This is a genomic window from Solibacillus sp. FSL W8-0474 (assembly GCF_038004065.1).
GTDB classification, from domain to species: Bacteria; Bacillota; Bacilli; order Bacillales_A; family Planococcaceae; genus Solibacillus; species Solibacillus faecavium.
The window spans coordinates 293,313-305,700 of the sequence record NZ_JBBOQJ010000001.1 but is presented as its reverse complement, the minus strand read 5'-3'; the positions used below and the strand labels follow the sequence as shown (position 1 = coordinate 305,700).

Sequence of the window (12,388 nt, the reverse complement as noted above, 5' to 3'; positions counted from 1 at the left end):
CGCTTTCCCTCCTTATCCGATTCCTAAATATTTACGCTTAAGCTGTTCGTCTTCGATTAATCCTTGCATTTCCCCTGATTGCACAGTACGCCCGTCATCAATTAATGTGAATGTATCTCCGATTTTACTCGCCATCATGAAGTTCTGTTCGACAAGTACGATCGAAGTATGCTTTTTCATTTCAGTAATGGCTTCCATAACTTTTTCAATGACAATCGGTGCAAGCCCTTTAGATGGTTCATCGATTAAAAGCAACTTACTGTCGTTGACGAATGCCCTTGCCATCGCAAGCATTTGCTTTTGGCCACCCGATAAATTACCACCCTGCTTTTTCCAGAACTTTTTTAAATCCGGGAATAACTCTAAAATGTATGCCTGCTTTTGCATTGTCGCATCGGTTTCTTTTCGGATCGCCACTTTCATGTTTTCTTCTACTGTCAGCTGTCCGAAAATCCCTTGATCCTCAGGCACATAGCCAATCCCACTATTTGCAATATCATAAGGCGCCATTTTCGTAATATCTTTTCCATCGAACTGAATCGTACCTTTTGATGCCGGTGTTAAGCCCATAATCGTGCGAAGCGTCGTCGTTTTCCCAGCACCATTCCGCCCTAGTAAAACCGAAACTTCCCCTGCTTTCGCTTCAAAATTGATGCCTTGCAAAATATGATATTGTGAAATAAACGTTTCCACACGCTCCAACGTTAAAATATTACTCATATGCAAGGCCTCCTAAATACGCTTGTTGTACCGTTTCATTGTTCATAATCTCTTCAGGCGTTCCATCAGCTAACAGCGCCCCGTTGAACAGCACCATAATTGAATCGGATAAATCAATAATCATATCCATTTTGTGCTCAATTAATAAAATGGTTTTATCACCGCGCTCCTTAATTGAACGAATAACATCCAATATTGCAGGAACTTCTTCTAGTGACATGCCCGCTGTCGGCTCATCCAGTAATAAAATTTCAGTATCAAGTGCCAGTAACATACCTATTTCCAGCTTTCTTTTTTCACCATGGGAAAGCTGATTCGCTACTTGATGCATTTTGTCGGTTAATAGCACTTGTTCCAAAATCTCAACCGCTTCATTCGTAATCTCTTTATATTTCAGAAAGTGGTTGAGCATATGAAAGCGCACTTTCCGCTTCGATTGGACAGCTAGCCGTACATTTTCCAGTACCGTTAAATTCGGAAATACATTCGTAATTTGAAATGAACGCCCGATCCCTAAACGAGTTCGTTCAACAGAAGACTTTTTGCGTAATGATAGTCCTTTAAAAAACACATCACCTTCAGTTGGTTCCAGTTCACCACTTATTAAATTAAAGAAAGTTGTTTTTCCTGCACCATTAGGACCAATAATGGATTTAAAATGCTTAGCTGACATTTCAAAGTTAATATTATCTACCGCTTTATGCTCACCAAACTTAATCGATAAATTGCTCGTTTTTATAATTGGTTCCATCATCTCACCCTCTCGTTTTGTTGATTTCCATTGCGGGTCAAACCTTATGGAAACCTTTATAAAAAAAGGCTGTCTTGAAAGTTCAACACTTTTTAGACAGCCTCACTTATTTACTAATTTAAAATAGGAGGTTCCGTTTCTTCTGGAAGTAATTCACGTATTAATACCGGTACTGGATAATCAAATTCCGCCACCTTTTCAAGTCGGATGGCATACATCGTTTGTAATGCCTGGTGGTCTTCTTTACGGAATGTCATCGTTCCTTTTGGTGTTTCAAAGGACATACCTTCCATTAATGGAATAAGCGCATTTCCATCGGCATCTCCACCTGATTTTTTCAGTGCTTCTACAATTGCAACCGCCGCTGTAAATCCGCCTGGTGTGAACAAATCAGGTACCTCTCCGTTGAATCGTGCTTTATGTTCTTCTACTAACCAATCATTCACTTCATTTTTCGGTAGTGTATGGTGGTATACAGAGAATCCTTCCATCCCTACTAATGGCTCCATAAATTGAAGTGCAATAATATCCGGTGCACCCGTTGAAATTTTAATCCCTTTTTCCTGCAGCTTTAAATCCGCAATTTGGTTCCAAGGAGAGTTTGCCCCTGCCCATACAACAAATAGAAATTCTGGTTTTGCTTCGATAATTTTTTGTAAGTTGGATGTAAAGTCAGTTGCCGCTGGATCTGCGTATTCTTCCAATACAATGTCAGCTCCTAGTTTTTCAGCTGCCGCTTTAAACGCCGATACTCCATCCCAACCGAATGAATAGTCAGGTGCGAACGTTGCGATTTTTACACCTTCTCCTGCAATTGCCGCTGCAGCTGCATAAGCATCCTGAGATGAATTACGCGCTGTTCTGAAAATGTAAGGGTTAAACTCTGAACCTGTAATACTATCTGCTACTGCAGGTTCTACAATCATAATCTTTTCGTACTCTTCAGCTAGTGGAAGTACTGCCAATGTGTCACCCGAACTTGAAGAGCCTACTAAAAAATCAACTGCGTCATCTTCCAATAGTTTCGTTGCCTTTTGCACCGCTACTTCCGGTTTTGTTTCTGTATCTTCCCAAACGACTTCAATTTTCCGTCCTTCTACTTCCATCGTGCCGTCTGTTGCATATTCAAGACCTAGTTCAAAGCCGTTTCTCGTTTGCTTACCGTATGATTCAAGTGCTCCTGTCAACGATGCAAGTACACCAACTTTAATCGGATCCGATGAAGCAGCTGCTTCTTTTGCACCGCTTTCACCTTGCTCAGCTGAAGTATTTGTAGTTGATGAATCATCACTGTCTGCTGAATCACTGTTACATGCAACTAATAAGAAAACCGATAACACCGCAAAAATTAACCATAAACGCTTTTTCATTCAATGTCCCTCCCAGCAATATTTTCAGCATAGCTATCTGCTTAATCGTAATGTAACATCGCCAAGTTACAAATGAGTTACATGCAATAAACGAGATGTGGAAAAAGAGGGATTTCTTTGGGAACTTGAGGCGCTAAGATACTATGCGATTGCCCGACTGAAGAGATATCCAATGCACAGCGAATTGTTCTAATAAAAGTTAATATCTTCTAATAAAAGTTAATTAGTTCTAATATAATTTCGATTTTCTAATATATAGTTTGGTTGTGCTAATATCGCTTTGCATTGTTCTAAAATCTTTTCTCAATCTGCTAATACCGCGCAGCTTTTTTCTAATAAGCTGCTCGACTGTTCTAATAAAACAATGGCAAGACTTTTCCCACCACTTTCTGATCCATTTCTTCTAATATCACACTAAACTCTTCTAATAACCGGCTCGTTTGTTCCAATAAAATGCCCTTCACGACCTCTCACTCCTGCCTTCCCAATTAAAAAAGCTATGTCGAATTATATTTTCAACATAGCTCTCAATCTATTTACATTTTTAATACAAGTTCGTACAATTGCTCGGTCGGGTCCATCGGTGTAATTTTGTATTGTTCATCGAGTACATTTACACAACGCTCATACTGTTTTAGTGCTTCCCTGCGATTCCCTAAATAATAATGGGCAAGCATTAACAACCGGTACCCCTCTTCATGACCGTCATCCAGTGCAATAATGCGCTCTGCCCAACGAATGACTTTATCAAATTGCTGAAGCCGGACATAGTTTTGTGCGACACGCTCCAGAATTTTCAGTATTTGCTCATTGTAATGCGCCTGAATCGATTCAATCCACTCACGTTCAATATCCGAACAAAACTGACCATCGACCAGCCTCATTGCAAGCTTTAGCCATTCATTTGAAAGCTTGGCTGTTTTTTCTTCCATTCCGCGCTGTGCATAATACGTAAAGTGTGCTAAATCACTTTGAATCCAGCGGTCCTCCAGCTTATATAAATGCTGTCGACGTGTTATATAGTAACTTTCCTCCCGCGCAGACCTTGCCGGCTCCAAAGCTTTTAACATCGCATTAAAAACTACTTTAAAATCGCGTTGCATCGCTTCTTCATCCTGTTGCCAAATTGCTTCGCAAATTTGCTGACGCGACACGAACTGCTCACGGTGTATATATAAATATAAAAACAGTTCTTTCGCTTTCATTCGCTTCCATTCTTTATCGTGAATAACATGATATTCCCGACGAATCTGAATAGGGCCGAACAATGTCAGTGATAGCTCTGTACTCGGTGCATCCTTTATTTTCAATTGATTAAATACGGGCACGTCATGCTGTAGCTGTTTAGCGAGCTGAACAAAAAGAATTAAATGTTGTGGTCCAAAAAGGGTTTTCTTCTCTATAAAAAAAGGATAATCATTCATACATAATTCCCAAAATAGCTGATAGTGTTTCGATGCTTGGTTCTCATCCACTTTTGAGAAACAGTACGCAAGCCAAAAGGAACAGACCATTTGTCCATACGTATCTTCACTGCGTTCATAATAGGATAAAGCTTGTTTTGCCGTATCCATTGCCTCTTCAAAATGGTTGTTTTCGGCCAACACTTTTGTTAATGCCGTCAGTAATAATGCAGACATCCAAAAATCCTGCACTTTATTCGTTTCCCTTAAACCGATTTGGGCATGGCGTTTCGCCTCAAGGACATTATTGCGGTAATATAAAATGAGACCCATGTAGCACTCGGCTGTAATGCGCTTAACATGTATTTGATTTAATAGCTCCAGTGTCTCATCAAAACATGCTTTTGCCCGCTCGAAATCTTTCATTTCCATATTTAACAGTGCAAGCCCTTTACGCAGCTTAGTAAGTGCAAGCGTATAGGGCATATCAACGAGCCCTTCTTTTCCACCTTCAATAATTCGGCTGTAGGCCTGTACATTTTCTCCCATTAATATATCAATTAAAACGAGCAGTAAATCTGTTGTACGATGTGCTTCCTCCCATTGAAACGGTTTAGAAAGGCGTGCGTTTAACAACTCTTTCGCTTTTTCCAATTGACCATGCCGTAAGTACAGACGTGCATCAATATTATTAATGCTTAACTGTAATTTTTGAGACTGACTCCAACGAAGAGCCTCCCCCGCTTTTCCTAAATTAATAAGGTTTTCCGTATAGAGGCTATTAATAAGATGACGTTCTGTATCGCTGATGTGCACTTCCTTTAATAACGCAATAGCCTGCTGTAAGTGATGTTCTGCGAAAACGGGCTGAAGGGTATCTAAATAAATGTTGGCAAGTCCAAATTGTGAGCGCATTAGAAATAATTGATCTTGCTGCAATTGGGCTTTTATAAAACATTCATTGTATGCATGTTTTGCCTTTTCATATTGTGCGCGGTACCGCTGACATTCCCCTTCATAATATAGAAGCTGATACGGCTTTTGTTCGATTGAAAAATCTTTCAACCTTTCCAAAAGAAACTCAAATTGACCTGCTTCAATGAAGTGAGGAGCGAATTGCAATAATAACGTGATATAGTAATGTGGATTTTTTAGCTGTGCAGCATGTGTGACCGCCAGTACACCTAAATTTTGAGAAGCATAATACTCAGCTGCCTGTTCATGGAGCACCTCATATAAGTCCGGGTAGTATTCGCTCAATCGCTGCTGCAGGAATTGTTGGAACAATGCATGGAATCGGTATTTTGTACCTCCTGCCAGTGGGGTGATAAATGCAAGCTCATCTAATTTCGGCTTTACTTGTTCAATCCATTCTAGCCCATATAACTCCGTAATGACATCAAGCGATATAACTTGATGAATACCAAGCTTTAAAAGCTGGAGCTGAAGTTGCTCGTCTAGTTTATCGAATACTTCCGCCGATAGATAAGCAAAAAAGTTGCCGACCGTTCCTTCTGCAATATCAATGAGCTGTTCCTGACTATACTTTGCCTTATAGCCAAGCAGCATAATTGCCATCGCCCAGCCTTCCGTCATTTGCATAATAAATTCACATTGTTCATCAGTTAATTGCCGTTCAAAAAAGGCCTCAAATAAAAATTGAACGTCATCTTCAGAAAAAATAAACTCCTGCTCTACACATTCGATTAATTGGTTATTCATCCGAAGCGTTAATAAACAGCTCCACTCTGGCATTTTCCTCGTTGCGACAATAATGTGAAGGTTGCCAGGTAAATATTGAAGGATTTGATTCATGACATAATTAATCGGAAATACATGTGAGACATGGTGATAATCGTCCAGCACGATTAAAAAGGGTTCCTTAATATTATGAAGTTCATTGGCAATTTGCTTTGAAAGCTGCAATAACTCTTCCATATTATGAAACTTTACCGTGACGTCCCATCCCTTTAGCTTTTCACCAAACGAAGGGAAATGCTGCTGGATACTAAAAATAAAATGACGTAAAAATGGAAATATCGAATCATCATCTGATGTAATTTGGTACCAGGCCCATTTTGTTTTTTGATCATTTATAAATTGACTAATAAGCGATGTTTTTCCATACCCTGCGCTACTATGTAAAATGGTACATTTTGCATGTGGCCAATCTGAAAGCTTCTTCATTAATTTTGCTCTTCTTAAATAGTTATTCGCCGGTGTCGGAGGTATAAGTTTCGAGACAAAAATATGTTGCTCCATGCTTCCCACCCCATTTACAGTTAATTACAAACATATTAACATAAAGCAGAAAATTATTCTGTTAAATACAAAATTTTTACATATAACTAATCTACACTGATAAGCTTATTAATATAGTTCGAAGAATATTATAGATGTTCAAGAAAAAGGTTCTTTCCACGGATCAATTAGAATAATTTATCTATAATCATTAATAAAACAAGTAAACTTGCCGCCACAGTCATAAAGGTGATTAAAATATAGCCAATGATACGAATGGGTTTTGGCATTTGTTTCATACTATAGGAACTTGGTGTACCGATATGCTTTTGATAGTGCTCATCTACATCGTTAAATGGTTTTTTCTCCAATGAACTCACTCCATTCCTTTTTCTGTATATACATCTTTTTAGAGTAGAAAGTTTCAAAAACTCCCTCTCTTAAAATGTATGAAAATATGCATGAAAATATATTACTAAACATATTAATTAAAAATAGGAAAGCGGAAACAAAGACTAAAAATATATATTTACCAACGTTTTATGAATTAACATTCAATAAAATTACATAAAATTATACTTTACTTAATTTTCTGAATATTGTATAGTTATAAAAAGGAGCTGATAATATGATTAACTACACTTATTTAGCGACAGATGATAATGACGTATCCTACTTATTCGAAGACGATAGTGATTTCTTCGATTTAGACAGCTTTGATGACAATGATTTTTAAAGAACATCCATATGACTTATGTTTTAATATATCGAAAAAGGATGTGGCGGATCATTAATTTCCCGCCACATCCTTTTAATTTACATATTGAATAAACCATTCGTCATGCTGTTTCTTCATTGTAATACCGATAAAGCCTCGTTGGAGAAGTTGTTGCTGAGCATCTGTCTCATTCATTGAAACAAAACGTTCTTCAGCCCACTGACGGTCTACTTCCGGTAGCTTTTTCATAAATACATAACGCAATTTTCCGCCGTACTTCAGCTTTAATGCTGCTATATGCATATGTTGTGAAAACTTGTCCTTCATACTCGCGATATTACCAGGCATCACTGTTGCACAGACAACATTATACTTTGCCGAATCTACTTGCTGCATAATAATGTCCGCCATTGTTCGTTGTAATCCAAAACCTCGATATTGGGGATGGACGTTTGAAATTTCCTGATAAAGCACCTTTTTGAGTTCATCTTCTGTTTGTAAACCGATATCATACCCTAAATGTTCCCCGTCAATAATCGGTTCAAGTAAAGCTCGAAATGCAATTAGTTTCTCTTCGACGAAAACCCCAATCATAAGGCCATTTCCCTTTAAGATAAAATTCAATTCTCCCTCATCAAGCGGCTGTAAAATCGCTTTATCCGGCAATGCCTCTACTACTTCCTGCTGTAGATCCATTAACTGAGGTATATAGGATTCATTCAGTAATTTCACTTTATATTGATTATTGCCTAAAAAACCTGTCGCGATCATTATTGCACCACACATTTCTCACGTGTCAGTTCAGCTAAAACAACCTCATCCACATCGACACCTAATCCTGCTTGTTCATTTAACTGGATAAACGGTACATTATATTGAAGGTTCCCGATATCTTTAGAAAATTTTAATGGTCCTGTTAACTCAACACTTGTAAACACCTTATTTGAAAATGCTACATGGAATCCTGCAGCTGATCCAACTGACGATTCAACCATTGAGCCGATTTGACATTCAATGCCTGCCATTTCCGCCATATGGGCAAGCTTCATTGCAGGATACATTCCCCCACATTTCATTAATTTTATATTTACTTTATCCGCAGCACGTTTTGCTATGATTTCCCGCATTTCACGGACACCACGTAAACCTTCATCTATCATGACAGGAATGGCTGTTTTTGATTTGATTTCAACCATACCATCAATATCATCAGCACGTACCGGCTGCTCTAGCCAGTCAATATTTAAATGTTCAAGTTCGCGAACTGCCTGCATCGTTGTGGAGCTATTTACCCAGCCTTGGTTGACGTCCACTCGAATCGCAATATTATTACCGACTCTCTCACGGACTGCTTTAATACGTGCGACATCACTTGCTACATCGCGACCAACTTTCATTTTGAAAGAATTATATCCTTCTTCCACTCGTTCGGCTGCTTCATTCGCCATTTTTTCAGGTGTACCGATACTTAATACATGCGTAATTGGAAACTTGTCGTAATAGCGCCCGCCTGTTAATTGATACGCCGGCACACCAAGCTTCTTCCCTACTAAATCAAAGCAAGCAATATCAATAGCTGCCTTTGCTGCTGGTGCACTATAAATCAATGCATCCATTTTGGCATGGATCTTTTCAAAGTTCATCGGATTTTCCCCGATCATTGCAGGAGCTAATGTATGCTTTAAAACGGCAAACGTGCCTTCCAATGTTTCGCCTGTAACATGCTCATCCGGCACGGCTTCTCCCCAGCCCACTAATCCACATTCTGTTGTCATCTTTACAATGATTGACGGCATATTTGGGTATGTACCGTAACTTACGATAAATGGTTCGATTAATGGTAATTCAATATTAAATAATTCAATGTTTTCAATTTTTAACATTTGTTTTCCTCCTATATATAGCAACGCTTGAAACGAATGAAATTAAAGCGGACGCTTAATCGTGAATTGCTCTCCGATTTTCGCATAATCATTTCCAGCTAAACGACTTATAGCAGCTAGCTCTTGTGGATCGATCCGACCATTTTCATAAATACTTTCTTCTATATGATAGTACACAACTTTCCCTATAATCAGGTCACATCCTGGGTTATTTTCTTCCCCACCAAGCTCCAGTGCGGTTTCTAATTCGCACTCAAATCGTACTTTGGCCTCTTTTACTCCTGGAACACCGATTTTTGTACTTTCAACCAATGTTAGCCCAGTCATTTCCACTTCACTTTCCTCAGGAGGTAAGCTCGCTGCCGTTTCATTTACTTTCTCAACATTGTCCGTATCGACTATATGTACAACAAATTGACGACTGGCAAGAATATTTTTTGCCGTATCCTTCATTTTCCCTTGCTTACGCTGAACACTTACCGAAATCATCGGGGGATTTGAAGATACAATATTAAAAAAGCTAAACGGTGCTGCATTAACCACACCTTCTTCTGTTACCGATGTCACAAAGGCAATTGGTCTCGGAATTATGGAACCAATTAAAAATTTATAATTTTCCCGTTCTGATAACTGTTTCGGATCTATTTTTTGCATAAAATTTCGCCTCTTTTCTTATCACTATTTTGACTTTAGAGAACAGTTCGTGACTCGTCAAATAATTTTATTTCTATTCAAAATTAGTATGAGTATTTTTATACAAACTCATTTTCAGCATTATTCTGCTCCATTATTCAGTAAATTAATGTAAAAAATGTGCCGTAAAATCGGTAAAGACGCCACTTGCTTTAGAAATTTATTTCTTTTTTAATCCAAAATCTTCAGCGAAACGTATTGAATTTTATCTTTTTCAAACTGTTATAAACAGTTGCATAATTAATAACAACTGCAAGAAAAAAAGCTATTTATTTTAACATCACTACTCTAAAACGTTGATTTATCAATGCATAAAGCTATTGGGTGTTTCCTCATTGTGTATTAGTTACTGTTATATTATAAATCTCAAAAACATTTCACCCATCACCTTTAAAACACATAATAGAATTTCGATGCATAAGTTAGCTAATTTTGTTGTTAAATTAGCAAATTCATTAACTTACAATATTATCCTTATTTCGAAACCTATTAGTAAATATCACTATCCTACACCTAACAAACCTTGATTTATCAAGGTTGTAATGCGTTTTTCCACAGTAAAAAATTATTGCTTCAAGTACGATTTTACTACCGAAAAGAGAAATATATGTTTTTTCAAGATAATTTTATTTTATGTATTTCACTTGCACAAAATAATAAATTAATGTTAAGTTTATGTACATGAACGTTCAAACATTTGACACATCTACTTTAAGTAGAAAATTATCGTAAAATCGATATTTTAATAGGTGTGAGGGGGAAATTATATGAAAAAAAATCGTTGGTTAATTGCAGCATCTGCCATTGCTATCCACCTTTCAATCGGTGGTGCGTATGCATATAGTGTGTATAAAAATCCAATCGCAACAGAACTTGGTTGGGATGCATCACAGATTACTATTGCTTTTACAATTATGATGGGACTAGCTGGTTTTGCTGCAGCATTATTTGGTAGCACAGTAGAAAAGTTAGGACCTAGAAAAGCAGCGATGGTTGCCGCAGTACTATTCGGTTTAGGACAAGGTGGCGCAGGTATTGCGATCGCTATGGATTCAGTTGTTTTATATTGGCTAACATACGGGTTACTAAGTGGTCTCGGGATGGGGATTGGTTATATTGCACCGGTATCGACGCTTGTTAAATGGTTCCCTAATCGTCGCGGTTTAGCGACAGGGATGGCTGTATTAGGATTTGGATCGGGTGCATTAATTACCGCGCCAGTCGCTGCAAACTTAATGCAGGCTGTAGGAATTTCAAATACGTATTATATTTTAGGGATAAGTTATTTTCTATTAATGATTGCCGGAGCGCTTTATATTGCGCCACCTAAACCAGGTGAAGTAGAAGACATGGTTGCTACAGGAAAAGCAAAATCACAGGAAATTGCACAAATGTCTGCTCGTGAAGCGGTTCGTACAAAGCAATTCTGGATGCTTTGGTCTATGCACTTAATTAACGTAACTTCTGGTTTAATGATGATTTCAGTAGCCTCTCCAATGGCACAGGAAATTGCCGGGCTGTCAGTAGCAGCTGCTGCAACTATGGTTGGTTTAATGGGTCTATTTAATGGTGGTGGTCGCTTACTTTGGGCGGCTGGATCAGATTATATCGGACGCTCTAATGTGTTTGTAATTTTCTTCACGATTCAGTTAATTGCCTTTATTACATTACCGTTTACGACAAACGCTATTCTATTACAAGTATTCATATTCTTAGTAGTTAGTTGTTATGGCGGTGGTTTCTCGAACTTACCGGCATTCGCGAGTGATTTATTCGGTACGAAGCAACTTGGGGTTATTCATGGCTATTTATTAACTACATGGTCACTTGGTGGTATTTTTGGTCCGATTATCGTATCAACAATTCACGAAGCGACAAGCAGTTATATTCCAGTATTTTATCTATTCAGCTTCTTAATCGCTATTTCATTAGGTATTTCTTTACTATTACGTTCAGATTTAAACAAATTGAAAAAACAGCGTGTAAAAGAAGAGGAAAAAAGCAAAAACAAAGGGAAACAGGGAGCAGCCGCTCATTCATAAGGGGTTTTAATAGAGATGATTCGGAAGTCACAAACTTTCGAGTCATCTTTTTTTCATGGTATGATTGTTTCAATAAAACTCGAGCGAGGGATGAAATTGCTTTTTACAATTACGCTTTATTTACATATTTTAAGTGTCATCGTCGCTACCGGTCCGCTGTTCGCGATCTTCCCCATATTAAAACGAATGGAAAAGGCACAAACGCAAGATTTCCCTACCTATATAACGGCTTTACAAGGTTTGCTGAGAGCTGTGGCAAATGGTGGCCATTTCATTGTGCCGACCGGTATAATTTTAATTTACTTTAGTGGGTGGTCTTGGACATCTCCCTGGCTTATTGTGACGTATATCGTTATGGGTTTTTCTTTATATTTTATGGCCCTTGCTTTTAAACCTGCTCTGAATTTTGCCAAAAGTGCACAATTTGAAAAAGAACAATTTATTCATATGATGAAAAGCGCTACATGGAAATATATCTTTTTAATGGGATTCTTCCTTTGGCTTATGGTCGCAAAACCTGACTTTTGGTGATATAGTCGGGTTTTTTCTCGTTTTTACGGGTATTAA

10 protein-coding genes are annotated in these 12,388 nt (G+C 38.1%); 2 read left to right on the top strand and 8 right to left on the bottom strand.

Annotation, left to right across the window (positions count from 1 at the left end):
• Positions 1-12 precede the first annotated feature (12 nt).
• The 8 genes from NYE67_RS01505 to NYE67_RS01470 all read right to left on the bottom strand — a co-directional run bounded on the left by NYE67_RS01505 (position 13) and on the right by NYE67_RS01470 (position 9,740).
• Positions 13-720 (bottom strand): ABC transporter ATP-binding protein, encoded by a 708-nt coding sequence (locus tag NYE67_RS01505; protein WP_191701283.1) that lies wholly within the window; start codon positions 718-720, stop codon positions 13-15.
• A complete protein-coding gene (locus NYE67_RS01500; RefSeq protein WP_340726748.1) occupies positions 713-1,471 on the bottom strand; it encodes an ABC transporter ATP-binding protein in 759 nt (252 codons plus the stop codon). The genes NYE67_RS01505 and NYE67_RS01500 overlap by 8 nt, the downstream gene beginning before the upstream one ends.
• Positions 1,472-1,584: 113 nt before the next feature.
• Positions 1,585-2,841 carry a substrate-binding domain-containing protein gene (locus tag NYE67_RS01495; protein WP_340726747.1) on the bottom strand — a complete coding sequence of 419 codons (1,257 nt, stop codon included), beginning with the start codon at positions 2,839-2,841 and terminating at the stop codon, positions 1,585-1,587.
• 536 nt (positions 2,842-3,377) lie between these two features.
• A complete protein-coding gene (locus tag NYE67_RS01490) occupies positions 3,378-6,506 on the bottom strand; it encodes a BTAD domain-containing putative transcriptional regulator (protein WP_340728951.1) in 3,129 nt (1,042 codons plus the stop codon).
• 167 nt (positions 6,507-6,673) lie between these two features.
• On the bottom strand, positions 6,674-6,856 hold the full coding sequence (locus NYE67_RS01485) for an amino acid transporter (RefSeq protein ID WP_340728950.1): 183 nt from the start codon (positions 6,854-6,856) through the stop codon (positions 6,674-6,676).
• 440 nt (positions 6,857-7,296) lie between these two features.
• A complete protein-coding gene (locus NYE67_RS01480; protein ID WP_340728949.1) occupies positions 7,297-7,974 on the bottom strand; it encodes a GNAT family N-acetyltransferase in 678 nt (225 codons plus the stop codon).
• The gene (locus tag NYE67_RS01475) at positions 7,974-9,086 is read right to left on the bottom strand and encodes a mandelate racemase/muconate lactonizing enzyme family protein (RefSeq protein WP_340728948.1); all 1,113 of its coding nucleotides are present in this window, start codon (positions 9,084-9,086) and stop codon (positions 7,974-7,976) included. The genes NYE67_RS01480 and NYE67_RS01475 overlap by 1 nt, the downstream gene beginning before the upstream one ends.
• Positions 9,087-9,128: 42 nt before the next feature.
• Positions 9,129-9,740 carry a flavin reductase family protein gene (locus NYE67_RS01470; RefSeq protein WP_340728947.1) on the bottom strand — a complete coding sequence of 204 codons (612 nt, stop codon included), beginning with the start codon at positions 9,738-9,740 and terminating at the stop codon, positions 9,129-9,131.
• Between the two features lie 806 nt (positions 9,741-10,546).
• Here NYE67_RS01470 and NYE67_RS01465 point away from each other — a divergent pair.
• Together NYE67_RS01465 and NYE67_RS01460 are read left to right on the top strand one after the other, a co-directional pair.
• Positions 10,547-11,821, top strand: a complete 1,275-nt coding sequence (locus NYE67_RS01465) for an L-lactate MFS transporter (RefSeq protein WP_340728946.1) — start codon at positions 10,547-10,549, stop codon at positions 11,819-11,821.
• Positions 11,822-12,007: 186 nt separating this feature from the next.
• Positions 12,008-12,352: a hypothetical protein gene (locus NYE67_RS01460; RefSeq protein WP_340728945.1), complete on the top strand. Its 345-nt coding sequence runs from the start codon at positions 12,008-12,010 to the stop codon at positions 12,350-12,352.
• The last annotated feature ends 36 nt before the right edge of the window (positions 12,353-12,388 follow it).

What these genes read in the sequence shown, in the direction of transcription:
- NYE67_RS01490 (WP_340728951.1), bottom strand. Translation starts at nt 6,506, where the DNA reads ATGGAGCAACATATTTTTGTCTCGAAACTTATACCTCCGACACCGGCG.
- NYE67_RS01480 (WP_340728949.1), bottom strand. Translation starts at nt 7,974, where the DNA reads ATGATCGCGACAGGTTTTTTAGGCAATAATCAATATAAAGTGAAATTA.
- NYE67_RS01495 (WP_340726747.1), bottom strand. Translation starts at nt 2,841, where the DNA reads ATGAAAAAGCGTTTATGGTTAATTTTTGCGGTGTTATCGGTTTTCTTA.
- NYE67_RS01465 (WP_340728946.1), top strand. Translation starts at nt 10,547, where the DNA reads ATGAAAAAAAATCGTTGGTTAATTGCAGCATCTGCCATTGCTATCCAC.
- NYE67_RS01475 (WP_340728948.1), bottom strand. Translation starts at nt 9,086, where the DNA reads ATGTTAAAAATTGAAAACATTGAATTATTTAATATTGAATTACCATTA.
- NYE67_RS01460 (WP_340728945.1), top strand. Translation starts at nt 12,008, where the DNA reads ATGGAAAAGGCACAAACGCAAGATTTCCCTACCTATATAACGGCTTTA.
- NYE67_RS01470 (WP_340728947.1), bottom strand. Translation starts at nt 9,740, where the DNA reads ATGCAAAAAATAGATCCGAAACAGTTATCAGAACGGGAAAATTATAAA.
- NYE67_RS01500 (WP_340726748.1), bottom strand. Translation starts at nt 1,471, where the DNA reads ATGGAACCAATTATAAAAACGAGCAATTTATCGATTAAGTTTGGTGAG.
- NYE67_RS01505 (WP_191701283.1), bottom strand. Translation starts at nt 720, where the DNA reads ATGAGTAATATTTTAACGTTGGAGCGTGTGGAAACGTTTATTTCACAA.